Origin of the sequence: Streptomyces sp. NBC_01622, assembly GCF_045209635.1 — a bacterium.
GTDB lineage: Bacteria > Actinomycetota > Actinomycetes > Streptomycetales > Streptomycetaceae > Streptomyces.
In genome coordinates this window covers 10,651,357-10,676,369 of sequence record NZ_CP109293.1, presented here as the reverse complement: position 1 = coordinate 10,676,369, position 25,013 = coordinate 10,651,357, and the positions used below count along the sequence as shown (strand labels likewise).

25 protein-coding genes are annotated in these 25,013 nt (G+C 70.7%); 13 read left to right on the top strand and 12 right to left on the bottom strand.

Translation table 11 applies throughout. The features are described 5' to 3' along the window. The first annotated feature begins 45 nt into the window (after positions 1-45). Both OH768_RS49350 and OH768_RS49345 read left to right on the top strand, forming a co-directional pair. On the top strand, positions 46-969 hold the full coding sequence (locus tag OH768_RS49350; protein WP_406463763.1) for a MurR/RpiR family transcriptional regulator: 924 nt from the start codon (positions 46-48) through the stop codon (positions 967-969). Between the two features lie 414 nt (positions 970-1,383). After that, positions 1,384-1,758 carry a hypothetical protein gene (locus tag OH768_RS49345; RefSeq protein ID WP_019067862.1) on the top strand — a complete coding sequence of 125 codons (375 nt, stop codon included), beginning with the start codon at positions 1,384-1,386 and terminating at the stop codon, positions 1,756-1,758. Positions 1,759-1,777: 19 nt separating this feature from the next. Here the strand turns inward: OH768_RS49345 and OH768_RS49340 are convergent, their stop codons facing one another. The 3 genes from OH768_RS49340 to OH768_RS49330 form a co-directional block, all read right to left on the bottom strand. Further along, a complete protein-coding gene (locus OH768_RS49340; protein WP_406463761.1) occupies positions 1,778-2,428 on the bottom strand; it encodes a peptidoglycan-binding protein in 651 nt (216 codons plus the stop codon). A gap of 81 nt (positions 2,429-2,509) precedes the next feature. Beyond that, complete coding sequence (locus tag OH768_RS49335; protein ID WP_406465751.1) at positions 2,510-3,337, bottom strand: hypothetical protein; 828 nt, start codon at positions 3,335-3,337, stop codon at positions 2,510-2,512. Between the two features lie 76 nt (positions 3,338-3,413). Then, positions 3,414-4,505, bottom strand: coding sequence for a substrate-binding domain-containing protein (locus tag OH768_RS49330; RefSeq protein ID WP_406463759.1), 1,092 nt, complete (start codon positions 4,503-4,505; stop codon positions 3,414-3,416). Positions 4,506-4,700: 195 nt separating this feature from the next. Here OH768_RS49330 and OH768_RS49325 point away from each other — a divergent pair, with 195 nt between their 5' ends. From OH768_RS49325 to OH768_RS49315, 3 genes are all read left to right on the top strand, one after another. Beyond that, positions 4,701-5,375 (top strand): TetR family transcriptional regulator, encoded by a 675-nt coding sequence (locus OH768_RS49325; RefSeq protein ID WP_406465750.1) that lies wholly within the window; start codon positions 4,701-4,703, stop codon positions 5,373-5,375. Between the two features lie 150 nt (positions 5,376-5,525). Further along, entirely contained in the window at positions 5,526-5,939 is a 414-nt protein-coding gene (locus tag OH768_RS49320) for a Zn-ribbon domain-containing OB-fold protein (RefSeq protein ID WP_406463757.1), read from the top strand. A gap of 190 nt (positions 5,940-6,129) precedes the next feature. Next, entirely contained in the window at positions 6,130-8,916 is a 2,787-nt protein-coding gene (locus OH768_RS49315) for a hypothetical protein (RefSeq protein WP_406463756.1), read from the top strand. A 66-nt stretch (positions 8,917-8,982) separates the two neighbouring features. On the opposite strand, the gene OH768_RS49310 is transcribed toward OH768_RS49315, so the two are convergent. From OH768_RS49310 to OH768_RS49295, 4 genes are read right to left on the bottom strand one after another with little or no spacing between them, the layout of a single operon-like run. Next, on the bottom strand, positions 8,983-9,453 hold the full coding sequence (locus tag OH768_RS49310) for a DUF1003 domain-containing protein (protein ID WP_406463755.1): 471 nt from the start codon (positions 9,451-9,453) through the stop codon (positions 8,983-8,985). Positions 9,454-9,490: 37 nt separating this feature from the next. Beyond that, positions 9,491-9,877 (bottom strand): PPOX class F420-dependent oxidoreductase, encoded by a 387-nt coding sequence (locus OH768_RS49305; RefSeq protein ID WP_406463754.1) that lies wholly within the window; start codon positions 9,875-9,877, stop codon positions 9,491-9,493. 10 nt (positions 9,878-9,887) lie between these two features. After that, positions 9,888-10,646, bottom strand: coding sequence for a type 1 glutamine amidotransferase domain-containing protein (locus OH768_RS49300; RefSeq protein WP_406463753.1), 759 nt, complete (start codon positions 10,644-10,646; stop codon positions 9,888-9,890). Positions 10,647-10,700: 54 nt separating this feature from the next. After that, a complete protein-coding gene (locus OH768_RS49295) occupies positions 10,701-11,879 on the bottom strand; it encodes a MalY/PatB family protein (RefSeq protein WP_406463752.1) in 1,179 nt (392 codons plus the stop codon). A gap of 243 nt (positions 11,880-12,122) precedes the next feature. Between OH768_RS49295 and OH768_RS49290 the strand changes: the two genes are divergently transcribed. Beyond that, a complete protein-coding gene (locus OH768_RS49290; RefSeq protein ID WP_406463750.1) occupies positions 12,123-13,490 on the top strand; it encodes a S1 family peptidase in 1,368 nt (455 codons plus the stop codon). Between the two features lie 152 nt (positions 13,491-13,642). On the opposite strand, the gene OH768_RS49285 is transcribed toward OH768_RS49290, so the two are convergent. Both OH768_RS49285 and OH768_RS49280 read right to left on the bottom strand, forming a co-directional pair. After that, the gene (locus OH768_RS49285) at positions 13,643-13,828 is read right to left on the bottom strand and encodes a hypothetical protein (protein WP_406463749.1); all 186 of its coding nucleotides are present in this window, start codon (positions 13,826-13,828) and stop codon (positions 13,643-13,645) included. Between the two features lie 100 nt (positions 13,829-13,928). Further along, the gene (locus tag OH768_RS49280; RefSeq protein ID WP_406463747.1) at positions 13,929-15,089 is read right to left on the bottom strand and encodes an ROK family protein; all 1,161 of its coding nucleotides are present in this window, start codon (positions 15,087-15,089) and stop codon (positions 13,929-13,931) included. Between the two features lie 170 nt (positions 15,090-15,259). On the opposite strand from OH768_RS49280, the gene OH768_RS49275 reads away from it, so the two are divergent. Genes OH768_RS49275 through OH768_RS49260 form a run of 4 tightly spaced genes read left to right on the top strand, consistent with a single transcriptional unit; the run spans position 15,260 to position 19,749 of the window. After that, positions 15,260-16,177, top strand: coding sequence for a carbohydrate ABC transporter permease (locus OH768_RS49275; RefSeq protein WP_406463745.1), 918 nt, complete (start codon positions 15,260-15,262; stop codon positions 16,175-16,177). A gap of 15 nt (positions 16,178-16,192) precedes the next feature. Beyond that, positions 16,193-17,137, top strand: coding sequence for a carbohydrate ABC transporter permease (locus OH768_RS49270; RefSeq protein WP_406463743.1), 945 nt, complete (start codon positions 16,193-16,195; stop codon positions 17,135-17,137). A gap of 10 nt (positions 17,138-17,147) precedes the next feature. Continuing rightward, a complete protein-coding gene (locus OH768_RS49265; protein ID WP_406463742.1) occupies positions 17,148-18,491 on the top strand; it encodes an ABC transporter substrate-binding protein in 1,344 nt (447 codons plus the stop codon). A gap of 58 nt (positions 18,492-18,549) precedes the next feature. Continuing rightward, positions 18,550-19,749 (top strand): Gfo/Idh/MocA family oxidoreductase, encoded by a 1,200-nt coding sequence (locus OH768_RS49260; RefSeq protein WP_359608702.1) that lies wholly within the window; start codon positions 18,550-18,552, stop codon positions 19,747-19,749. A 32-nt stretch (positions 19,750-19,781) separates the two neighbouring features. On the opposite strand, the gene OH768_RS49255 is transcribed toward OH768_RS49260, so the two are convergent. Beyond that, complete coding sequence (locus tag OH768_RS49255; protein WP_406463741.1) at positions 19,782-20,480, bottom strand: L,D-transpeptidase family protein; 699 nt, start codon at positions 20,478-20,480, stop codon at positions 19,782-19,784. Positions 20,481-20,559: 79 nt separating this feature from the next. Next, positions 20,560-21,192 carry a maleylpyruvate isomerase family mycothiol-dependent enzyme gene (locus tag OH768_RS49250; protein WP_406463739.1) on the bottom strand — a complete coding sequence of 211 codons (633 nt, stop codon included), beginning with the start codon at positions 21,190-21,192 and terminating at the stop codon, positions 20,560-20,562. Between the two features lie 70 nt (positions 21,193-21,262). Between OH768_RS49250 and OH768_RS49245 the strand changes: the two genes are divergently transcribed. Together OH768_RS49245 and OH768_RS49240 are read left to right on the top strand one after the other, a co-directional pair. After that, positions 21,263-22,198, top strand: coding sequence for a LysR family transcriptional regulator (locus tag OH768_RS49245; protein WP_406463738.1), 936 nt, complete (start codon positions 21,263-21,265; stop codon positions 22,196-22,198). Between the two features lie 69 nt (positions 22,199-22,267). Then, positions 22,268-23,656 carry a pyridoxal phosphate-dependent decarboxylase family protein gene (locus OH768_RS49240; RefSeq protein ID WP_406463736.1) on the top strand — a complete coding sequence of 463 codons (1,389 nt, stop codon included), beginning with the start codon at positions 22,268-22,270 and terminating at the stop codon, positions 23,654-23,656. Here OH768_RS49240 and OH768_RS49235 read toward each other — a convergent pair. Next, the gene (locus tag OH768_RS49235) at positions 23,642-24,433 is read right to left on the bottom strand and encodes an SDR family NAD(P)-dependent oxidoreductase (protein WP_406463734.1); all 792 of its coding nucleotides are present in this window, start codon (positions 24,431-24,433) and stop codon (positions 23,642-23,644) included. The two genes, OH768_RS49240 and OH768_RS49235, sit on opposite strands and share 15 nt — an antisense overlap. A gap of 50 nt (positions 24,434-24,483) precedes the next feature. Between OH768_RS49235 and OH768_RS49230 the strand changes: the two genes are divergently transcribed. Further along, entirely contained in the window at positions 24,484-25,011 is a 528-nt protein-coding gene (locus OH768_RS49230) for a hypothetical protein (RefSeq protein WP_406463733.1), read from the top strand. Positions 25,012-25,013 lie beyond the last annotated feature (2 nt).

Genomic DNA, 25,013 nt, shown 5'->3' with positions numbered 1-25,013 from the left:
TGTGAGCTATGTTGAGTCACCGTGGGAGACAAAGGAGGCGGATCCGTGCCATCGCCGCAGCAGGCACGAGCCCAGGCATCCGCGATCACCTCGGGAAAGACCGACCCGGAAGTCGGGGCGGCGCCGACTTCCCAGCTCCGCGAACTCTTCGACGGGCCACGGCTGTCGCCGGGTCAGCGGCGCATCGCCCAGTACCTGATCGAGCACATCACCGAGGCCGCGTTCCTCTCCATCACCGATCTCGCGGAACGCGTCGGCGTCAGCCAGCCCTCGGTGACCCGGTTCGCCGCGGCGGTCGGCTTCAGCGGTTACCCGGCGCTACGGGAGCGGCTGCAGGCGATCGCCCTGAGCACCCTCGCGGGCGGCCCGGCGGCGGCCGAGGTCAACCGCAGCAACGAACTGCAGGCCGCGGTCGACGCCGAGATCGAGAACCTGGAGAACCTGCGCCGGGACTTCGCCGACCCCGACCGGCTGATCGACGTCGGCCGCGAACTGTCCGCGTCCACCCCGCTGACCGTCCTCGGCCTGCGCATCTCCGTCTCGCTGGCCGAGTACTTCGCGTACGCCGCACGCCGTATCCACCCCGACGTACGGCTGGTCACCAGGGGCGGCAGCGTCGCCTACGACGCGATCCTCCAGTCACGCGAGGCGGGCGGCACCTGGCTGCTGGCCTTCGACATGCCGCGGCACGCGCACGAGACGCTGACCGCGATCCGGGTGGCGCGCAGCGCCGGGCTCAAGGTGGCCCTCGTGACCGATCTGGCGCTCGGCGCGCTGGCCGACGAGGCCGACGTCACCTTCGCCACCGGCACCGGCTCCCGCCTGGTCTTCGACTCCTACGCGGCGCCGGGCGTGATGGCCGCCGCACTGCTCCAGGCTATGACGGACGCCGATCCCGAGCGCACCCAGGCCCGCCTGGAGGACTACGAGCAGATCGCCGAGCAGCACCAGTTCTTCATGCGGGACTGACCCGCCACTCCCCCCTTGGATCACTTCAGACTGGGACGATTCCGCCCATTTCACGCATGAATGTTTTCATACGTCTTGCAAAGCGGACGGCATATATAAATACTGCTCACGGATCGCGTCCGGCCCACTCCGGACCCGTTCCGCACCCGTGAGCCCAGCGCTCGCACCCGCCCCGAGAAAGCACCGGTCCGCCCATGCGCACGCCGCTCCACCTGCCGCGCCGGCGACACCCGTCCTCCGGGGCTCCTGCACGGACACCCTCAGCCGCCGTCTCCTACCCGCGTCGGCGCCAGGGGTGTTCGGTCGGGCATCGCCTGCGCGAGCGCCCAGGGCGGCCCCGGTCATCCCCTAGACCGGGGCCGCCACACACCGTCGAACCACCCCCCGCGACGCCGCACACCGGGAAGCGATGACATGCAACTCACCACCACCCGCATCAGCCAGGACTGGCCCTGTCAGGTCAAGACGCCCGGCAGCTACGACTGGGAGCGCTCGGCCGCCAAGTGGCTGCGCGAGCTGGTGCCGGCCCGCTACGCCAGCTACCCCGCGTTCATCCGCCACCCCGTGCTGCTCGCCCGCCACGCCCAGATCCAGGTCCAGCACGAGATCCGCGTGGCCCGCACCGCCCTGCAGACCGCACGCGCCGACCTGCCCGGCCTCGGCCTGCCGGAGTCGGTCATCGAGCACACCATCAAGCTGTACGCCGCCGAGCTCCTCCAGCTGCAGCACATCGCGCGCAGCGTCCGCGCGGTGACCGAGGCACTGGTCGGGCACAGCACGGGACGCTGACCGGCGGCGGGCGCGAGCCCTACTGGCCGGCGTCGAGTGTCGTGCGGGACTCCAAGTCCTTGCGGGTGTCGTCGCCGTAGACGCCGTTCTCGTCGCCACGGATGCCGTACCAGAGCTGGAAGCGGGCGACCGCCTCCTTGAGGGTCGCGTCGTACTGGCCGCTGGTGGAGCCGTTCTCGTAGACGTTGGGGATGCGCAGCAGCCGCTGTTCGAGCTCCGTCACCTCCGGGCCGCTGTCTCCCTCGCGGAGGGTGCCGGTGCCGTCGGGGTCGGCGGCGCCCGTGGCGGTCGCGGAGGTCACCGGGGTGGGTGTGGTGACCGGCTGCGCCGTGCTGGCCTCGCCTCTGCCGGGCAGCAGGAGGGCGCAGGCGAAGCCGACCAGCGCGGCGGCGCTGACGCCGATGGTGATGGCGGCCCGGCGGAGTCCGGGGCCGAAGGGGCTGTCGTTCGATACCGGGCGGAAGTCGCCGCGTACGGGCGGCAGTTCCTGTGTCTCGTCGTCGGAGCCGGAGAACGGCCGGGGCAGCGGCACCGACTCGAAGACGGTGGAGTCCCGGCGGGTGTCCCGCATCAGCTCCGCGAGGTTGTCGGAGCGGCGGCGGCGCAGCACACGGGCGGGTTCCAGGACCGGGCCGCCGGACGAGGCTCCCGGTTCGGGCGGTGTAGACACACTGCTCTCCTTCCGTTCCGCGCGCACGGATCTCCGCCATTCCCCTGGAGAGATACGCGCGCACGGCCTCAGGAGTTCAGGTCACGCTCCGACGAACCGGTGCAGGGACGCCTTCAGCGCGGCGACGAACGCGTCCCGGCGCGCATCGTCGAGTGCCTCCAGGGAGAGATAGGGGTTCAGGTCCTCCAGCTCGACCAGCAGCAGTCCGCCGTCCGGGGCGCGGCAGGCGTCGACGCGCTGGATGCCGTAGTCGATGGTGTTCCAGTCGACGAACCGCTGCGCGAACTCCAGGTCGGCGGCGGTGGGTTCGTACGTTTCGAGCCGCCAGCGCCGCCCGGTGTCCGGGGCGTACAGCGCGTACTGGAAGTCGTGGTCGACGAAGTAGAAGGACACCTCGTACGAGAAGTCGACGCACGGCTGGACCAGGACGCTCCCGTCGGCGAGGGCCGGCAGCCGGTCCGCCGGGACGATCTGAAGACCGATCGAGTCGGCGCCGAGCTTGGGCTTGACCACGTATCGGTCCGTGCGCGGCAGCCGGTCCAGGTCCTCGATCCGGTCGACGGTCGGGATGACCGGGAATCCGGCGGCGCCGAGGTCGAGGAGGTACTGCTTCCCCGCCATGTCCGCCCGGCCCGACAGCTGGTTGTAGACGCGGGTCCCGGCCGCGGTCGCGCGCTCGCGGAACACGTCGTACTCCGTCCGGTACCCGAGGACCGGACCGCTGTTGCGGACCACGACCGCGTCGAACGCGTCCATCAGCCCGGCCGCGTCCAGCGGGTGACACAGCGCCAGGTCGAAGTCCTCGCGCAGCCGGGAGGTCAGGCCGATGTCCTCGTCGCAGTAGCGGCGTCCGCGGGCCTGGTACGCCAGGTCGGTGACGTACAGGATGCGGGGGCGGGCCGGAGGCAGGGAGGACATGCCGGTTCTCCTTGGCGGTGGGTGTGGAGAGCGTTCGCGCGTAATGATCAAAACGGTCGTGCCGGATTCACCGGGTGGGCGGTCCGCCTCCGCAGGAGGCGCGGATCCTCAACTCGGGGAGGAGTTCCACGTGTTGACGCGGGGCCGGCCGCGCTCCGTTCCCGCCCTCGGCGAGCCGGCCCAGCAGCAGCTTCGCGGTCAGCTCCCCCACCGACCGTTTCGGCGGGGCCACGGCGGTCAGCGGGACATCGGCGAGCGGGGCGACCTCGTCGTCGTAGGCGATGAGCGCCAGGTCGTCGGGGACGCGGATGCCGCGGGCCTGGAGCCGGGGCACGAGCACGATCGCGTCCTCGTCGCTGTGCACGAGGGCGGCGGTGACCCCGCGTCGGCGTACCGCGTCGGCCAGGAAGTCCACGCTCGCCTCGTAGTCGCCGTGTTCGCGGACCGAGGGGGCGCCGGGGGCGGCTTCGAGACCGAGGGAGCGTACGGCCGACTCGTAGCCCGCGGTGATCCGCGCGGCGTGCGGGCCTTCCTGGAGTACCGCGGTGATCCTGCGGTGGCCGAGGGCGGCGAAGTGGGCGACGGCGACCGCGGCGCCGTGCGCCCGGTCGGTGCGCACCCGGTCGAGAGCGGCGGCCGGGCTGCCGGGCGGGGCGGAGCGTTCGACCAGGACGGTGGGCACGCCCCGGTCCACGAGCCACCGCTCCTGGCCGTCCACGGGCACACCATCGGACCAGCTGGGCGCGACGAGCAGTCCTTGCGCGCCGCCCGCGAGCAGATGCCCGGCCTGTACGGCGTCCTCCGTGTCGACGTATCCGGACACCCCGAGCACCAGCCGGCCGCCCTGGGCCCGTACGGCCTCGCGGGCGCCACGGACGATGTCGGCGAAGATCGAGGCGGTGGTCGGCACGATCATTCCGATCACCGGGCCCTCGGCGGGCTCCCGCCGCACCGGCGGCTCCACGACGGCCCCGCCCGGCCACACCACCGCGCCGTGCAGTCGCCGTACCCGGCCCTGGCCGGCCAGCGTCTCCACGTCGCGCCGCAGGGTGACTGCGGAGACGCCGAGTTCCGCGGCGAGTTCGGCGACCCGCAGGCTGCCGCGCTCGCGGACGAGTTCGAGCACCCGCTCATGGCGCTGGTCGACGTGAAGTCGCATGGGTCCCCCTGAAGGTACTGCCGGTCGCCGTCACTCTATGCCGCGGACCGTATCGACCGTCTCGATCGTCTCGACCGCATCGGCTGTCGCACTCCGCCTTGGGCTTCAGGGGACTCAGTTCCCTCTTGGCGGCGCACTGAGTGCCATCCGTGTCGGCCTGGTGCTACGTTCCCGTCCATGAGCTCCAAGCCGCCCATGCGGGACGCCCTGGTCGCGGCCGCCTTCCAGTTGTTCCTGGAGCGGGGCTACGAACAGACCACCATCGACGACATCGTGGCACTGGCCGGGGTCGGGCGGCGGTCCTTCTTCCGCTACTTCCCGTCGAAGGAGGACGTGGTCTTCCCCGACCACGAGCGCTGCCTCGCCGACATGACGGCGTTCCTCGCGTCCGGCGGCGACGAGCACGAACCCGTGCGGCGGGTCTGCGACGCGGCCCGGCTCGTCCTGCGGATGTACAACGAGAACCCGACGTTCTCGGTCCAGCGCTACCGCCTCACCAAGAAGGTGCCGGGACTGCGCGCGTACGAACTGTCAGTGGTGTGGCGCTACGAGCGCGCCCTCGCCGACTATCTGCGCGGGCGGTTCGCCGGGCGGCCCGACGGCACCCTCCAGGCCGATGTGATCGCCGCCGCCGTGGTCGCGGCGCACAACAACGCGCTGCGTTCCTGGCTGCGTTCGGACGGGCAGCGCGACGCGGCCACCGAGGTGGACCACGCCCTGGGGTATGTGCAGTCCGCCTTCGGGCATCCGCCGGCACCCGCCGCCGTGCTGCAACAACAGCCCGAGGACGTCGTGGTGGTCGTCTCCCGGCGTGACGCACCGCTGTGGCGCGTGGTCCAGGAGATCGAGTCCGCGCTGGGCCGCGACTGAACCGGAAAATACCAGGGTACGCAGTGTCTTTACGCCTGGCACTGAGTGCCATACGCTGTGGTCGTGCACGGAGGCACGGTGAACCGCGCACACGCGTGCCCGGCTCGGCCGCGCACGCGGGATTCCGGCCGAGCGCAGGGAGTTGACAGCGTGTACCACCACTCAGGATTCGCGACCCGTCCGGCAGCCGGCTCCCCGGCGGGCGTACTCGAACCGCACGCCCCGGACGGGGACACCATCCTCTTCCAGCGCTGCACCTGGTGCGGCACCGCGATGTACCACCGGCTCCTGTGCCCGGTCTGCCAGGGCGGCGACCTGCGCACAGAGCGCAGCGAGGGCACCGGTACGGTGCGCCACTCGACGGTCGTGCACCGCAACACCCCCGCCGCCCGCAATGTGTCGCTGATCGAGATGGCCGAGGGCTTCGTGGTGCGCGGCCGGGTCATCGGCCATCCCCTCGGCATCCACAGCGGCGACCGCGTCCGGCTGTCCACGGCCAAGGACCCGGTGCGGGGCGAACCGGTCTTCCAGCTCCTCGACGAGCCGTACCGCGCCTGGCACTGACCGCCGGCACCGGTCGGCAATGGGTTCCTGAACGGCCGTGCCGCACGGCCGAGTTCGGACCTGGCTGCCGAAGACCGGCCGATTCCTCCGCCACAGGCAACCCACAGGCTCTGCTTCCCGTCCTCCGGGGCGCGAGGGGCTCCCGTGACCAACGGGGCGCCCGTGTCTGGGGTTCGAGGAGGAGAACACATTGTTCCGTGCCCGGCGAATATGGGTCACGGCCGCGGCGGTGCTCGCGGTGGCGGGTGGGGTGTCCGGGTCCGCGCAGGCGGTACCACCCTCGGACACCGAACCGTTCACGGCCACGGCGACGGCCGACGACGGCACTCTGCCACCGGGTTGGCGGATCACCGGAAAGGGATCCGCGCAGCAGCTGGTGTGGCGCTCGGACAGGCAGGTGCCCATGGGGGACGCCCGGGTCGAGTTCCACGCCGGTGGCCGGCTCCTCGGCGTACCGAGACCGGCGAAGGACGGACGGACCTTCCGGCTCGGCCTCGACGCCGCCTCGTCCGGGAAACTGACGGGCCTTCAAGTCCTGGCCGGTGGGCGGCGGTTGGATGCCGCCGGTGACACTTCCGGCTCCGGCGGCGGACATTCGGAGGCCGCCGTTCAACGCCCGGCCCCGCTCCCGCCGGGCGCGATCGATCCCGGCAAGCCGGGTGCGTACCGTACGACGACCGGTGAGTACACCCTCAACTCGGTACGCCTGCCCGGGTTTCCGCAGCCGGTGGAGATGCAGGCCGTCGTGGTCGCGCCCAAGGGTGCCCCCGGCAAACGGCCCCTCGCGCTGTTCCTGCACGGCCGGCACTACACCTGCTATACGCCGAACACCGACAACATCACCGGCGACTGGCCCTGCCCCACCGGCACGAAGCCGGTCCCGAGCTATCGCGGCTATCTCCGCGACCAGCAACTCCTGGCCTCGCAGGGCTATGTGACCGTGTCGATCTCCGCGAACGGCATCAACGCCCAGGACGCCGATGCCGAGGACGCCGGCGCACAGGCCCGTTCCTCGCTGGTCCGGCAGCACCTGGCCCGCTGGGCCGGCTGGTCCGCCCATCCCGACACCGCTCCCCCGGTCGTCCGCGACGCACCCCGCGCCGACCTCTCCAAGGTCCTGCTGATCGGGCATTCGCGAGGCGGCGAGGGCGTCAACCGGGCGGCGATGGACAGCCTCTACCCGCCGCCGGCCACGCAGGACGGCTATCACGGCCCGGTGCGCTGGAAGATCCGCGGCACCGTCCTCATCGGGCCGACGATCTTCGGCCAGAACCCGGTGGCCGACGTGCCGTCGGTGACCCTGCTGCCCGGCTGCGACGGTGACGTCTCCGACCTCCAGGGCGAGGTGTACGTCGACGGGACACGTGGAGTCAGCCGAGGCACCGCGCTGCACAGCGCGGTCTATGTCGAGGGCGCCGACCACAACTTCTTCAACACCGAGTGGACGCCGGGCCAGGCCCAGGCGCCCGCCGAGGACGACTTCTACAACGACCCCGACCAGCGGGACGCGGTCTGCTCGCCGGGCACCGCGACCCGGCTGACCGCCGACCAGCAGCACAAGGCCGGCTCCACGTACATCGCCACCGCGGCCCGGCTGTTCGTCGCCGGTGACGACCGGGCGCGCGAGCTGCTCGACGGCTCGGGCCGCCGGGCGCCCTCGGCGGACCCGGCGCGGGTCCTCACCCACGCGGTGGGCGCGAACCGCGGCGCCGGCTTCCTGCCGGACGGTCAAGTCACCGTGTCCGGCGGCAGGTTGTGCTCCGCGGTCGATCCCGACCCGGCCACCGCCTGCCTGGCCGACAACAACACGGGCCTCTCGCCGCACTTCGCGCAGTGGGACACCAGCAAGGAGATCGGCCGCCGTGCCGTCGCGCTGCGCTGGTCCGCGGCCGGTACACCGACGACGGTACGTCCGGCCAAGCCGGTCTCCCTGAGCGGCGCCAAGTCCCTCGCCCTGCGGGTGATCGTGCCGCCCAACACCACCGGCACCCAGCTCGACGTCTCCCTCACCGACGCCGCCGGCCACCGCGCGACCCTCGGCCGGGTCCGCGTCGACGGCCTGCCCGGCACCGGGCGCACCGCCTCCTACTGGGCGCGCGAGGTCCGGGTACCGCTGACCGCCGCCACCCGCGCCGGACTCGACCTGCGCCACGTCAAGTCCCTTGCCCTGACCCCGCGTTCGCGCTCCGGCCAGGCGTGGCTGATGGACGCCTGGGGCTGGCGCCCCGGCACTCCGGCGGCCGTCGCGGCCCCGCTCCCGCGCATCGACATCGGCCGGCTCACCGTCAAGGAAGGCGACTCGGGCGTCAAGACGTACCGCGTGCCCGTCCAGGTGTCCGGCCGGGGCAGCGGCCAGGTCCGGATCTACGTCACCGACCCGGCCACCGGCCAGGACACCTCACGCCTGGTGACGGTGCGGCCCGGTGGCCACGACCTCGACGTATCGGTCGAGGTGAAGGGCAACACGCGCTTCGACTACGACGTTCAGCACGACCTGTTCGTGAAGGCGGTGCACGGCGCGGTGGTCGGCGCCCATCACGGTGGCGTGACCACAGAGAACGACGACCCGATGCCCACGCTCACCGTCACCCCGGTCGCCGACCGGGTCGCTGAGGGACAGTCCCTCAAGTGGAAGGTGACGCTCTCGACGCCCGCCGACGTGGAGATCAACCCCACGTTCGTCGTCCAACCGGTCACCACGGGGCCGGAGTTGTCCACCCTCGACGTCGACCCCCAGTGGTTCCGCGACAACTCCGGCGAGGAGACCACCCCCGAGCGGCCCCTGTCCAAGGTGCTGAGCCTGGCCCTCTGGGCGACCGTTCCGGCGGGGCAGACCAGCGCGGAGATCAGCATGCCCACCATCACCGACCAGGTGGCCGAACAGCCCGAGTCCGTACTCTTCCGCGCCTTCGACAACAACGGCGACCCGGTGAGCGACGGTCCGGTACTGACCGGCACAGTGCTCGACGCGTCGTAGCCGGACGCCGTACGAAGTGAAGGGGCCGCAGCTCGAAAAGCTGCGGCCCCTTCATCGTGCGACCGCTCAACTCGGCTTGCTCGTCCCGCCGTTCATCTTGGCGCGGTTCTCGGTGAGGAGCTCCTGGACGCGTTGTTCGATCTCGCGCGGGTCCAGGCCCAGGGCGGCTCCGATGTGGGCCGACCACACCTCGGAGCGGAGGTTGGTCTCGAAGTCGAGGTCGGCGCGGACGTTCTCGCGGGTCGCCTGCCGGTTCTGGCTCACCATGACGAAGGTCGACAGGAAGATGGCCTCCAGGCTGACGATCATCGTGAGCAGTCCGTACGGATATGGGTCGAAGATCCCGGCGTGCCCGAGGAGTCCTTCGTTGAGGGCGATCCAGACGGCGAACCACAGGGCGTGCAGATAGACGAAGAGCATGGTGCCGGCGAAGGCCGTGATGGCGTCGGCGACCCGGTCCTGGGTGCTGCGCATCCGGGCGAAGACGATCCGCTCCTGCCGCAGCCGGAGGTCGGCCGGGTTCAGCGCGGGGTCCACGGGCGCTCCCTGGGTTCGGTGTGCACGGGGTCCGTCCTCAGGCTTTGAGGGTGACGCGGATGCCGACGGTGCCGTCGAGCCCGCGGCGCAGCCGGCTGCCGAGGAGCGTGAGACGGCCGGTGAGGCCGTACTTGCGCTTGATGAGGGTGCGGTAGCGGGCGATGGTCTCGGCGTCGGTGAGCTCGGCGGTGCCGGGGACCTGGCCGCCGGTCGGGTTGCCGCGCAGGTCGCAGGGGCCCACGAGGACATCTGAGCGGGCCCGGATGCGCTTCACCTTCCAGGAGTCGGCGACCGTCCACACCCCGAGGGTGTCGCCGTCGCGCACCACCCACACCGGGGTGGGGACCGGGGAGCCGTTCTTGCGGTAACTGGTGATCAGCAGGTACTGGCCTGCGCCGAGCCGGTCCAGCGGGGTCTCGTCCATGGTCGGCAGTCTAAGCACCCGCAGGAGCCCGCAGGAGATCGAGATACCGGCGGGCGAAAAGGTATGCGTCTCCGGGCCAGCGCGCCGACAAGTAGCTGCCGTCCGGTACGACGAACGCGTGCGTGTCGTCGCTCGCGGTGCCGCGCCGGGTGAGTTCCCTGGGGCCGCGTTCGAACTGCGTGCACGGGCTGTCGAGGGCGGCCCGCACCTCGTCCTCCACATAGGCCGGGTAGGTGCGGTAGTAGCGGCCGAGACGCCAGGCGGTGGTCAAGTAGGCGGTGCGTTCCATGTACTTGGGCAGGCACGTCGTACGGCGGCCGGCGAGGACACTGCGGCCGGTGGCCGGGTCCTGGGTACGGGCCAGGACGAGGACGCCGTGGCAGATCGCGCCGACCGGGCGGCCGAGCGCCCAGAACTCCCCCACTTTCGCCCGCAGTTGGGCCGACCCGAGGTACTGACGCATACCGGGTGCGTGGCCGCCCGGCAGCAGCAGGCCGTCGAAGCCGGCCACGTCCACGTCCGCCCAGGCGACCGTGGCGCCGAACTCCGGTGCCTCGCTGAGCTGTTGGTAGAACCGCTTGGGTTCGTCCTCGGCGCCGAGCTGTCCGAAGAGGACACCGGTCAGCAGCCGGGGATCCGCGGCGGGCCGGGTGCCGGCCCGCTCGGTGGCGAGGACGACCTCGTGCCCGGCGTCGGTGAGCAGCCGCCAGGGAACGGCGACCTCGGTGACGTCGAAGTCGCGGTCGGGGACCGGCATCAGCACACGCATGAGCTCATCATGGCAGCCGGGCGCTAGGTGTTCATGACAGCCCAGCCGCCCGGCTCACCCCAGCGCCGCCGCCATCCGCCGTACGGCCTCCGTGATCACCTCCGGGGACGTCGCCAGATTGAGCCGTACATGCCCCGTGCCGCCCGTGCCGAAGTCGGGGCCGGGGCTCAGCGCGACCCGGCCCCGTCGCAGGAAGACGTCCGCCGGGTCGTCGCCCAGGCCGAGTTCACGGCAGTCGAGCCAGGCGAGGTAGGTGGCCTCGCCGGGTCGGTACCCCACTGCGGGCAGGTGTTCAGCCAGCAGACCCGTCAGCAGTCCGCGGTTGTCGTCGAGGCCGGTCAGCAGGGCGTCCAGCCAGGCGGTGCCGTCGCGCAGGGCGGCGGTGTGGGCGATGACGCCGACGTGACTCGGACCGTGGCCCACCTCCTCGGGGAGGCGAGCCAGGTCGGCGGCGGACGCAGGGCCCGCGACGGCCAGGGCGGCCTTGAGCCCGGCGAGGTTCCAGGCCTTCGACGCCGACATGAGCGACAGCCCGCGCTCCGCGCCCGGGACGTTCAGGTAGGGCACGAAGGCGGCGCCCGCGGCGACGACCGGTGCGTGGATCTCGTCGGCCACGACCCGCACGCCGTACCGCTCGGCGAGGGCGGCGACGGCGGCCAGTTCGGCGGCGGTGTGCACGGTGCCGGTCGGGTTGTGCGGGCTGCACAGCAGATACGCGGCCCGCCGCCCGCCTGCGACCGCGCGCCGGAACGCGTCCTCCAGAGCTCCGAGGTCGATGCGCAGGTCCACGCCCAGCGGCGCTTCCACGACCTGCCGGTCCATATGGGTCACGAACTGGAAGAACGGCGGATACACGGGCGGGTTCAGCACCACCGGATCGCCCGGCCCGGTGACCAGCCGGAGCATCTCGACGACACCCAGCATGACGTCCGGCACGATCCGCGTCCGTTCCACGGCGAGCCCGTCCCAGCCCCACCGCTTCTCCGCGAACGCGGCGAGCGCCTCCGCGTAGGCCGTGCCGGCGGGATAGCCGGTGTCCCCGAGGGCGAGCGCGTCCGTGACCGCGCGGACCACGGCGGCGGCGAGCGGCACGTCCATCTCGGCCACCCACACCGGCAGCACGTCCTCGGGGTAGGTGCGCCACTTCATGCTGGTACGACATCGGAGGCGGTCGAGGGTGAGCGCGCGCAGGGGATTCGGTTCACCGGCCGCGGCCTGCGGGTTGCTGGTCATGGGGCTCAAGATAAGGGGATCACGGCTCGTGGGCGACGGGAGCGACCGGGCTCCCACCGGGCGCGGCCGGGCACCGTCGACGCCAACTCGGCGGTCCGGAGAGCCTGTTGTCGCCGGCGGCTGAAGCCGATCCTCCATCCGGTGAACGGGACGGTGCCGGGCCACGTATGGAGGAAGGGCACCTCAACGACCGGAGGGCCTCGCGGTGTTCGGCACCGCACGTTCGGGGTTCGGGAGCCAGGCATGAGGCACGCACGACGACGGGTCGTCCGGCGAGTGACACGGTTGACGGCCGTCGGCGGACTCCTGCTGGGAGGTGCCATGGTCACCCAGGCGGCCATGGCGAGTGACACCCCGGGCAGGACCGCCGACACGCTCAGCGCGCCACAGACGCCCGCGGACAAGGGTTCCGCTCTGGTGGCGAAGCTCGGTTCGGCCCGTACGGCGGGCAGCTGGGTCGACTCCGGCGGCCGTACGGTCGTCGCGGTGACCGACAAGGCGACGGCGGCCGAGGTGACGAAGGCGGGCGCCGAGGCGAAGGTCGTGCCGTACAGCATGAACCAGCTGAAGTCGGCCGCGAGCACGCTGAGTTCGGCGCCCAAGGTGCCGGGCACCGCGTGGGCGATGGACTACCGGAACAACAAGGTGCTGGTGGAGGCCGACAGCAGTGTCTCCGCCGCCAGTTGGGCCGCGATGACGAAGGTCGCGACCGGCATCGGCGCCTCGGTGGAGATGCAGCGCGCGCAGGGCAAGTTCACGACCCGCATCAACGGGGCGCAGCCCATCCTGTCGACCGGCGGCCGCTGCTCGGCGGGCTACAACGTGACCAACGGCCAGACCGACTTCATCCTCACGGCCGGGCACTGCGGACCGGTCGGCTCGATCTGGTTCGCCGACAACCAGGGCGACCAGCAGCTGGGCAAGACGGTCTCCGACAACTTCCCCGGCAGCGACTTCTCCCTGGTGCAGTACGCGAGCGGTTCGGCGGGCGAGGGCGCGGACGTGGTCGCGATCGGCAACGGCAGCGGGGTGACGATCACCGGCCTGGCCGACGCGGCCGTGGGCGAGAAGGTGTTCCGCAGCGGCAGCACCAGTGGGCTGCACGACGGCGAGGTGACCGCGCTCGACGCGACGGTGAACTATCCCGAGGGCACGGTGACCGGTCTCATCCAGACCACGGTGTGTGCCGAACCGGGCGACAGCGGTGGTCCGTTGTTCTCCAACGGCATCGCGCTGGGGGTGACCTCGGGCGGCAGCGGTGACTGCAAGGCGGGCGGTACGACGTTCTTCCAGCCGCTGACCAAGGCGTTGGCCGCGCTCAACGTCAAGCTGCTGGTGGCGCCGAAGACGGCCGCCTCACCCGCGCCGTCCGCCTCGGCGGCAGGCAGCGCGGCGGGCACCGGCTCGATCACGCCCGGGACGTCGGCGCCGGCGACGAACACCACGGCGGGCACGACGACCCTGGCGTCCCGGCTCACGGACCCCAAGAACGTGGGGCCGGGTCTGCTGGTGATCGCGGGAAGTCTGATCGCGCTGGTGGCGACGCGCTGGATACGCGCGGAGCAGGACCGCAAGGCCTTCCAGCGGCACTATTCGGCGATGTGGGGCTGATCACGCGGGGAGTTCGTCGCGGGTGATCGCGGGTTATCGGGTCGGGTCGGTCGACGGGGGCTAGACCGGCTAGACCGGCTGGACCGAGGGTCACGAGGAAGGCCGGGCGACGGGATCCGAACGACATCTGCGCGCCGGCCGGGCGGCTGCTCTCAGGCCGCCGTGGCCGGCTGAGGAGTCGCGGTGGCCCACTCCATCACCAGCCGCCGGTACTCCTCGCGCTGTTCGACGCTCAGTGTCCCGCCCGATCGGAGCCACAGGGCCCTGATCTCCTCGTTGACCTCGGCTGCCGATCGCTCGGTGGCTGATTCAACACGGGTGGACATGGTGTGAAGCATACGTCGCCGTAGGTGAAGGCGATGTGAGTAATCACGAGCCAATCGGACATATCGGACCGTGTTACTGATCACGTCCATCTGTCAAGCCCCGTAACGCATTTCACACCTCCGCCACACCCAGCACCAGCACCTGGATCGCCAACACCGCGGCTCCGCGCGCCCAGTCGTGGAAGTCGGAGACCTTGGTCTCCACGTCGAGCGGGGCCGCCAGCGGGTGCCGGTGGGCGCGCACTGTGTCCTCCACCACCTGCCCGGCCACGTCCATCAGACCGACACCCTCACCGGCGAGCAGGATCTTCTGCGGCAGCACGAAGTTGGCGATCTGGGCGACCAACACACCCAGCGCACGGGCCGCTTCGCCGATCACCCGGGCGGACATGGACTCACCGGCCGCGGCACCGGCGAGGATCTCCTCGTACGTGAGGTCCCTCCCTGCGGCGGCCTGGACCTGGTAGCGAATACTGGGGATGGTCAACAGCGAGACGGCACTGCCGCGTTCACCGGTCGGCGTGAGCGGGCCGTTGGGGTTCAGGATCCAGTGGCGTCCGAAGCCGCGGTCCTCCTCGGGGTAGGGCACCCGCTTGCCGCCGAGGACCAGGCCGTAGCCGACGCCCGCGCCGATGGTGAGGACGACGAAGCGGTCGAGGCCGCGCCCGGCACCGAACCAGGTCTCGGCCTCGACGAACGCGGCCACGTCGTTCTCCACGACGACCGGCAACCCGGTGCGCTCCTCGACCAGTTCGGCCAGCGGGACGTCGCTCCACTGCAGGAAGGCCGACTCCCCCACCACGGCACGGTCCTGGACGAGACCGCCGACACCGATGCCCATGCCCGTGAGCGTGGGGAACCGCCCGGCGAGTTCGCCGGTCATCCCGGCGAGCAGGTCCGCGACTTCGGCCGGGTCGTGGGTGGTGAGCGGCCGGTCGAGGCGGGCGACGATCTCGCTCCTGAGAGTGGTGACGACGCCGTAGACCATGTCCTCGGTGACCTTGAACCCGAGGAAGGTGCGGGACTCGGCGACCACGTCGAGGGGTTGCGAGGGGCGGCCCTGGCGGACTTCGGCCGGGCTGCCGCCGTCGGGGACCTCGACCAGCAGGCCGGATTCGATCAGCGGCTTGGTGAGGCGGGTGAGGCTGCCCGCCGAGAGGTCGAGCCGGCGCGCGATGTCGGTGCGCGACAGCGGGCCGTGGACGAGCACCTCGATCGCCACGGAGCGTTCGCCGGGGCTCAGTGGCTGCCAGCTGGCGGCACGTGTGGTCATGGGCGTCAGACTCCCACAAGCAAGATATTTTTGCTCTAGAACTAATCAAGCCACTCTATGACCGAAATCCCGCACAGAAAAGATGTGCGCAGGGCTCTTGACGCCACGATTCTTTCGCATCAAAAGTAAGTCACCCGAGGACGAGCCGTCGCAGACGAAGGAGTCTCCAGATGACCACCGCCTCAAGCAGCCCCCCGTTGCGCCCACCGCGGGCCCGTGAAGGCGGGGGCGACGGCCGGCTGGCGGCGGTCTTCATCGCCCCGGCCCTGCTGGGCTTCCTGGTCTTCCTGCTCTGGCCGACCCTGCGGGGGATCTACCTGAGCTTCACCCGCTTCAACCTGCTGACGCCGGCGAAGTGGGTAGGCCTCGACAACTACGACCGGATGGTCCACGACCCCATCTTCTGGTCGTCGTTGAAGGTCACGGTCGAGTACGTGGTCATCAACATCGGCATCCAGACGGTGTCGGCCCTCGCCATCGCGGTTCTGCTCCAACGGCTCACCCAGTCCGCCCTGTTGCGCGGGATCGTGCTGACGCCGTATCTGATGTCGAACGTCGTCGCCGGCATCGTCTGGCTGTGGATCCTCGACACCCAGCTCGGCATCGGCAACCAGATCATCGGGGGACTCGGTTTCGATCACATCCCCTTCCTCGCCGACAAGACCTGGGCGATCCCGACGATCGCCCTGATCAACGTGTGGCGGCACGTCGGCTACACCGCGCTGCTGCTGTTCGCCGGGCTGCAGGCCATCCCGAACGACATGTACGAGGCCGCGAAGGTGGACGGCGCGAGCGAGTGGCGCATGTTCTGGCGGATCACGATGCCGCTGCTGCGGCCGGTCCTCGCGGTCGTGCTGATCATGACGGTGATCGGTTCGTTCCAGGTGTTCGACACGGTCGCGGTGACCACCGCGGGCGGCCCGGCGAACGCGACGAACGTCCTCCAGTACTACATCTACGGCTCCGCCTTCGGGCGCTTCCAGTTCGGCTACGCGTCCGCGATGTCCGTGGCCCTGCTGATCGTGCTGAGCGCGATCACGTTCCTCCAGTACCGGATCACCCGTGCCGGCCAGACCGACCTCGGCTGACCGGAAGGAGACGACATGGCCACCCTGACCACCACGCCCAACACACCCACGACGACCGAGCAGGCGACCGTACGGCCGCCCAGGCGCCGCATCTCCGTCGGCAAGGTCGCCGCCTGGACGGCGATGGCCGCGATCATGCTGATCACGCTGCTGCCCTTCTTCTGGATCCTGCGCACCGCGCTCTCCACGAACACCGGGCTCGCCGCCCACCCCTCGGACCCGTTGCCGGTCGACTTCACCACCGGCGGTTTCGAGCGGGCGCTCGGCCTCCAGTCGACCAAGGAGGCGATCGCGCAAGGCGGTTCGGGCGGTGGGCTGACGTTCTGGCGCTATCTGCTCAACTCGGTGATCGTCTCGACACTAGTCACCGTCTGCCAGGTGTTCTTCTCCGCGATGGCCGCCTACGCCTTCGCCCGGCTGCGCTGGCGGGGCCGGGAGCGGATGTTCGGGCTGTTCCTGGCCGGGCTGATGGTGCCGGCCATCTTCACCCTGCTGCCGAACTTCGTCCTCATCAAGCAACTCGGGCTCGTGGACACCCTGTTGGGGATCGCGCTGCCGACGATGTTCATGACGCCGTTCGCGGTCTTCTTCCTCAAGCAGTTCTTCATGAACATCCCGCGCGAGGTCGAGGAGGCCGCCCTGCTCGACGGCGCGGGCAAGGTCCGCGTCTTCTTCCGGGTCCTGCTGCCGATGGCGTCCACGCCGATCCTGACGCTGGGCGTGCTGACGTACATCACCTCCTGGAACGACTACTTCTGGCCGCTGATGGTGTCCTACAGCGACAGTTCGCGCGTGCTGTCGGTGGCGCTGGCCATCTTCCGCTCGCAGACCCCGCAGACCGGCTACGACTGGTCGGGCCTGATGGCGGCGACCCTCATCGCCGCGCTCCCGATGCTGGTGCTCTTCTCGGTGTTCGCGCGCCGCATCGTCAGCTCCATCAGCTTCACCGGAATCAAGTAAGGGGCAGGGCATGCGATTTCGTACGGTCATGGCACTGACCGGGGCGCTCGCGCTGTCCCTGACGGCGGCCTGCGCGAAGGGCGACTCCGTGGGGTCGGCCTCGAACACGGTGACGTACTGGCTGTGGGACTCCAACCAACTTCCCGCCTACCAGGCCTGCGCGAAGGGCTTCGAACAGCAGAACCCCGGACTCAAGGTGAAGATCACGCAGTTGGGCTGGGGCGACTACTGGACCAAGCTCACCGCGAGCTTCATCGCGGGCACCCAGCCGGACGTGTTCACCGACCACATCCAGAAGTTCGGCCAGTTCGCCGACCTGAAGGTGCTGGCGCCGCTCGACGGCCTCGGCGTCGACGACTCCGCCTACCAGCCGGGGCTCGCCGCCAACTGGGTGGGCCAGGACGGCCATCGCTACGGCGCCCCGAAGGACTGGGACACGGTCGCCCTCTTCTACAACCAGAAGATGGCCGAGTCGGCGGGCCTGAGCGCGGACCAGCTCAACAGCCTGTCCTGGAACCCGACGGACGGCGGCACCTTCGAGAAGGCCATCGCCCACCTCACCGTCGACAAGAACGGCAAGCGCGGCGACGAGCCCGGCTTCGACAAGAAGCACGTCAAGACGTACGGCCTCGCCAGCGGCGGCGCGGGCGACGCCGACGGCCAGACGACGTGGAGTCCCTTCACCGGGTCGGCCGGCTGGAACTACACCGACAAGAAGCGCTGGGGCACCGAGTACCGGTACGACAGCAAGACCTTCCAGTCCGTGATCAAGTGGTACTTCGGGCTGGCGAAGAAGGGCTATCTCGCGCCGTACACGGACTACAGCGACGGCGCCAACCCGGCCAACGCTCAGATCGCCTCGGGCAAGGCGGCGACCTCCTTCGACGGTGCGTGGATGATCTCCACGTACTACGCGGCCAAGGGCATCAAGGTCGGCACGGCGTTCACGCCGACCGGTCCGAGCGGTGAGCGGGCGACCATGATGAACGGTCTCGCCGACTCGATCACCAAGAAGGCGCACAACAAACCCGGCGCGGAGAAGTGGGTCAAGTACCTCTCCTCCGACGAATGCCAGAAAACGGTCGGCAGTTACGGAATCGTGTTCCCCGCGACCCCCGACGGCACGGACACCGCCGTCGCCGCCTACAAGAAGAAAGGCATCGATGTCACGGCCTTCACCAGGCCGGTCTCCGACAAGAAGGACTTCACCACCTTCTCCTATCCGATCACCAACTACGCGGCGGACGTGTACGCGTTGATGCACCCCGCCATGCAGGACGTCTACGCCAACGACGCACCGGTCAGCGGACTGGGCAGGACCAACAAGCAGATCAACTTCATCCTCGGTCAGTGACGCGTCGGTCGACGACTCATGTGTCAGTGACATCCTCGTCAGAGAAGGACACGCACCTATGACGTTCTCCCTCGGCATCGTCGGAGCAGGCCAGTTCTCGGGCCAGTTCGCCAGACTGTTCCAGGCCCACCCGGGCGTGAGCGAGGTCTATGTGACCGACCTCCTGCCGGAGCGGGCGGAGCAACTGGCCGCCGAACAAGGGCTGGCGGGCACCTTTCCCTCCTACGAGGCCATGCTGGAGTCGAAGGCCGTCGACGCCGTCGCGATCTTCACCCAGCGCTGGACGCACGGCCCGCTGGTCCTCCAGGGACTGGGCGCGGGCAAGCATGTGTACTCAGCGGTCCCGATGGCGATCAGCACCGAGGAGATCGCGGCGATCATCGACGCGGTCAAGGCCACCGGACTGACGTACATGATGGGCGAGACGAGCCAGTACAACCCGGCGACCGTGCACGCCCGCAACCAGATCGCGGAGGGCGCCTTCGGGCGGATCTTCTACGCCGAGGGCGACTACGTCCACGACATGGATCTGGGGTTCTACGAGGCGTACCAGTACAGCGGCGGCGACAACTGGAAGGCCACCGCCAGCTATCCGCCGCTGCTGTACCCGACGCACTCGGTGGGCGGGGTGCTGGGCGCCTGGCAGACGCACGCGGTGAGCGTGTCCGCGATCGGGGTCGTGGACGAGCGCGGGGACGGGGTCTTCGACCGGGAGGTCAGCCAGTTCGGCAACGACTTCTCCAACGCGACCGCGTTGTTCGAGGTGGCGGGCGGCGGTTCGTTCCGTACGAACGAGTTCCGGCGCGTGGGCTATCCCTCGCAGATCCGGGAGTCGCGTTTCCGCTTCTTCGGCACGGACGCGAGCATGGAGCAGCTCGCGACGGTGGCCTTCTGGCAGGACAAGAAGGGGGTGAAGGACATCAGCGAGCTGCTGGAGCCCAAGCCCACCATGTCTCCTGACGATCCGTCACTTCAGCACATCGCGCCGGACCTCCGGGCCGCCTTCACCTCGGGCTCGGCGCCGGTGCACGACCGGTCCCGGCTGCCAAGGGAGTTCGACAATCTCCACAACGGCCACGAGGGCAGCCACCACTTCCTGGCGGACGACTTCGTGACCGCGGTCAACTCCCGCACCCTGCCGTCCGTGAACGCGTGGGTCGCGGCCCGCTACACCCTGCCGGGCATCGTCGCGCACGACTCGGCACGGCAGGGCGGGGCGAGGCTGGAGATCCCGGACTTCGGGGACGCGCCCGAGTAACGGGCTCGGTACGCAAGCCGAGTGACTGACCGTCAGGTGCCCGGCTTGCGGCCGTAGACGAAGACGTCGTCGCCGTTCTTCAGCAGCGACCAGTACTTCTTCGCGGTGGCCGGGGTCATGTTGACGCAGCCGTGCGAGCCCGGAGGGTTCCACATGCTGAGGCTGACCGAGTGGAAGGCCTGGCCACCGTCGAAGAACTGGCTGTAGGGCATGGGCACGTTGTAGATGTTCGAGACGTGGTCGATGTCCCGCCAGTAGATCTTCTTCAGTCCGGTGCGGGTCTCGTAGCCGTTGCGGCCGGTGCGCACCGGCACCGGGCCGTAGACGAGGCGGCTGCCGTCCTGGATCCAGCTGATCTGGAGCGTGAGGTTGACGCAGGCGATCCGGCCCTTGTTGGTCGGGCACTTACCGGCCGCGTTGGGCTTGTTGCCCACGGCCTTCTGCTTGTTCATCAGGTCCATCACACCCCAGGTGACGGAGCCCGCGTAGCCGATGTTCGGGGTGATGCCGTGCTTGGTCTGGAAGGCCCGGATGGCCTTGCAGTCGGCGGCGGACTGCTTCCCGTCGACCGGCCGGCCGAGGAACTTCTCCACCTGCTTCTGGTACGGCCCCGCCTGCGTCGTACAGCTCGCCGCCGCCTGCGCCGGCACGCTGCCCAGCGCCAGCGTGAGCGGTGCCACCAGCCCGGTGAGCCCGAGCACTACGGCGCCTCGTCTGCGTATGTCCCCCATGACCTGCCCTTTCCCTTGCCCCGGTACTGCGATCTCAGCCAACTAGACAGGTGCGCAAGGGTAGGGGTTGTAGGGCGGGTCACGCTGCGACAAAACGGTGACATTCCTCTCCATCCAGGTGCCCCAGCGGCAGGCGGCGGCCGTACGCGACCAGGAGCAGGTCCTGTGCCCGGCCGCGCAGGGGTGTGCCGGTACCGAAGGTCCAGTCGAGGTCGTCGGCACACAGCCGTACGCCGTCGAGGTCGGTGCCGAAGAGGCGGAACGCCCTGGGGTCGACGGCGTTCAGCACGATCCGCAGGCGGTCCTCGGGAACACGGCGGTCCAGGCCGAGCGCGACCGTGATGTCCAGGCCGTGGACGACGTCGTGGCCGAGGGCCGCCGCGATGCCGCCGACGGGCGGCTTCCAGGGGTGGTGCGCGTGCTCGCGGAGAAAGCCGGCGAGTTCCCGGTCGGTGTGGCCGGCCGCGTCCCGGCAGGCCAGCCGGTCGGTCGTGCGGTGCAGACTGCCGCGCGACTTGGCCAGCTCCCACAGCACCCTGCCGGTCGGATACCGGAAGCCCATCGACAGATGCGCCACCACCTCGCGCACCCGCCATCCCGCGCACAGACTCGGCGCCTCCCACTGCGCGGGCGTCAGGGTGTCCAACAGGTCGGCCAGTTCCCGGCGTTCGGCCGCGATGGCAATGGTGATGTCGTTCGTCGTGGTCCCCATACGTCCAGGCTCCCGGCGCCCGATCCATAAGTCCAAGAGCGGGTCCGTCTCGCAACTAGCATTGCTGGTTATGGAGTTGAGGCAGCTGCGGTACTTCGTGACGGTCGTCGAGGAGGCCAACTTCACCCGGGCCGCCGAGCGGTTGCATCTCGCGCAGCCCGGGGTGAGCGCGCAGATCCGGCAGCTGGAAAGGGAGTTGGGCCAGCCCCTGCTCGACCGGTCGGGGCGGACTGTGCGGCCCACGGAGGTCGGCGCCGCCGTACTGCCGTACGCGCGGGCCGCTCTCGCGGCCGTCGAGGGGGTGCGGCAGACGGCGGCGCAGTTCGGCGGGCTGCTCCGCGGGCGGGTGGCGATCGGGCTGGTGCCCGGAGCCCTCGGCCATCGCATGGACGTGCCCGCGCTGCTCGCCGACTTCCACGACGCGCATCCCCAGGTGGAGATCACCCTCACCGAGGACACCTCGGACCGGATGCTCACCGCGCTGCGCCACGGGGAGCTGGACATCGCCGTGGCGGGCCTGCCGGACCCCGAGCCGGCACCCGGCCTGGCGCACCGGATCGTCATCGACGAACCCCTGGTCGCGGTGGTCGCGCCGGGTCATCCGCTGCTCGACGGACACCGCGGCCGTACGTCCGTCCCGCTGGCCGCGCTGCGCGGGCACCGGCTGATCAGCCTGCCCCGGGGGACGGGGGTGCGCGGGGTGCTGGACCGGCTGTGCGCTGAGGCGGGTTTCCGGCCCCGCGTGACCTGCGAGGCGGCGGCCCCGGACGCGCTGATGCGGCTCGCGGAACGGGGGCTCGGGGTGGCCGTGGTCCCCTACCGACAGGGCGCCTCCGGGGCCACGACGGCACCACGAGGGCCACGGGCGCTGCGGATGCTCCGTATCGACGATGTCCGGGCACGGGGGCGGGTCGCGGTGGTCTGGCGTACGGACGGCCCTGCGGGGCCGGCGGCGCGGGCGTTTCTGGCAGCCCTGAGGGAGGGCTTGCCCGGACGGGACCAGTAGGGACTATCGGTCCACTTTCCTCGGAGTGGACCGATACCCGGCCCGCCGCCTCCGCCTACGCTGCCGCCCATGCACCGCACCCTCGCCGACGATCTCGCCCGGCTCCCCGAACTCCTCCAGTCCGCCCGTGACTTCGCCGCCCGTGAGCTGGCCGGTGTGGCCGAGCGGCCGGTCGTCCACCCCGGGAAGGCGCCCGATCACGACCCCCTGCCGGCCGACGGGACCGGTGCCGAGGGTGCTCTCGCGCGGTTCGCCGAGCGGTGGGCGCCCGGTTTCTCGGGGTCGGCGGGCCCGCGCTACCTCGGCTTCGTCACGGGCGGTGCGACGCCCGCGTCGGTCACCGGGGACTGGCTGACCAGCGCCTACGACCAGAACGTGTCGGGCGCGGCCGGTTCCTGGGCGGCGGCGCTGGAGCGGGAGACGGTCGGCTGGCTGCGCGAGCTGTTCGGACTGGGCGAGGCGCACTCCGGGGCCTTCGTGACCGGCGCGACCGTGTCCAACACGGTGGGGCTCGCCGTCGCCCGCGAATGGCTCGGCGAGCGGCTGGGCGTGGACGTGTCCCGGGCCGGGGCCGCCGCGCTCGGCCCGGTCGACGTGCTCTCCGGCAGCCCGCACTCCAGCGTCGCCAAGGCGCTGTCCGTGCTGGGCATCGGCCGGGACCGGCTGCGACAGGTGGCCGTACTCGCCGGAAACCGCGAGGCCGTCGACGTGGCCCAACTCGACGCCGCCCTGGCCGGGTTGGGAGGCCGCCCGGCGATCGTGGTGGCGAACTCCGGCACCGTGAACACCGTCGACTTCGACGACCTGCGGGCCATCGCGGCCCTCAAGGAACGGCACGACTTCTGGCTGCACGTGGACGCCGCGTTCGGCGGTTTCGCCGCACTCTCCCCCGCCCACGCCCACCTCGTCGACGGGCTCGACGCGGCGGACTCGGTCTGCGTCGACCTGCACAAGTGGCTCAACGTGCCCTACGACGCGGCCGTCCAGTTCACCCGCCGCCGCGACCTGCAGACCAGGGTGTTCCACAACTCCTCCCCCTACCTCGGCCTGCCGACCGGCGACCCGGACTTCCTCCACCTCACCCCGGAGAACTCCCGGCGGCTGCGCGCCCTCCCGGCCTGGTTCTCCCTGCTGGCCTACGGCCGCGCCGGGCACCGCGAGATCGTCGAACGCAACGTCGCCCTCGCCCACCGCCTGGGCGAGGGCATCGCCGCGCTCCCGGGCCTGCGGCTCTCGGCACCGGTCCGGCTGAACGTCGTCTGTTTCACCCTCGACGAGAATCCGACGCAGGAACGGGTGGCCGCGCTGGCGGAGGCCGTCGCCGCCTCCGGCGAGGCGTTCCTGACCCCGACGGTGTACGACGGGACGCCGGCGCTGCGGGCCGCGTTCAGCAACTGGCGTACGTCCGAGGCCGATACGGACCGGGTGCTGGCGGCGCTGGCTTCACTGCCCCTCTGAAAGGGCCTGTCGGAAGCCGGTGTTGACCGCGGTGACACCGCCGTCGACGGTGAGCGTGGTGCCGGTGATCCAGGAGGCGTCGCGCGAGGCGAGGAACGCGACGGCCGCGGCGATGTCCTCGGGCTCGCCGACCCGGCCGAGCGGATACAGGCCGCTCAGCGCGTCCAGTTCGTCGTCCCGGCCCTCCCACGCGGAGGTGCGGACCGTGCCCGGTACCACCAGGTTGACCCGCACACCCCGCCGGGCGGCGTGTCCGGCGAGGGTGCGGGTCAGCGAGGCGAGCCCGGCCTTGGCCGCGCTGTAGGCGTGGTTGCCGAAGTCCTGGGCCCCGTTGACGGAACCGATGCTGACGATCGCCCCGCGTCCGGAGGCGGCCAGGTGCGGGAGTGCGGCGCGGCAGCAGCGGAACGTTCCCGTCAGCGTGATGTCGAGGTCACGCGCCCACTCGTCGTCCGGTTCGTCCTCGAAGAGCGGGACGTCGGGCGTGCAGTGCGCGGCGCAGTTGACCAGGACGTCGAGCGACCCGAAGGTGTCGACGGCGTGCGCGACGGCCCGCTCGACCGCCCCCCGGTCCCCCACGTCACAGCCCAACGCCTCTGCCGCCAGCCCGAGTTCACGCAGGTCCGCCGCCGTCTTCTCCGCCTCGGGCAGATCGGTGTCGGTCACCAGAATCCGTGCGCCCTCCTCAGCGAGCCGCCGGGAGATGGCCGCGCCGATGCCGCGGCCCGCACCGGTGACGAGAACTCCGTACCCCTCGAAGCGCGTTGTGTCAGTCATGGGCTCGAACGTACTGCCGGAACGATCAACTCGGCAGATAGCGTGCGGACATGAACGCGTTCGTACAGCAACTTCCCGCGCTGATCGGTGTCGTGATCGGCGCCCTCGGCTCGTACGTGGCGATCGTGCGGGGCGATCGGGCGAGGTTCCAGCGGGAGCGGGACGCTCGTTGGGAGGAGCGACGGCTGGAGGTGTACGCCGAGTACGCCCGGACGCTGAAGAAGTCGGTGACTCTGACGTACCGGGTCGCGTCCCATCTGCGCAACGACCCTCATCCGCACCCCCTGTCCCCGGCGGAGGCGGAGCCCCTGCTGGCCCAGGCGACGGTGGACCGTGACCCGTCCGGTGAGGCGCTGATCCTGCTGGGCAGCCCGGAGGTGGTGGAGAAGGCGCGGGCGTGGGTCGGCGCGGTGATGGAGATGGAGCGGTTCATGCGCGCGGGGACCCATGACCCGGACGCCTGGCGGGAGTTGCTGGAGCGGCAGCGCGCCGGCCGGGAGGGCTACTACGCGGCCGTACGGGACGATCTGGCGCTCCCGCCGGGCCACTCGGCGCGCTGGCCGGTGACCGACGTCTGACC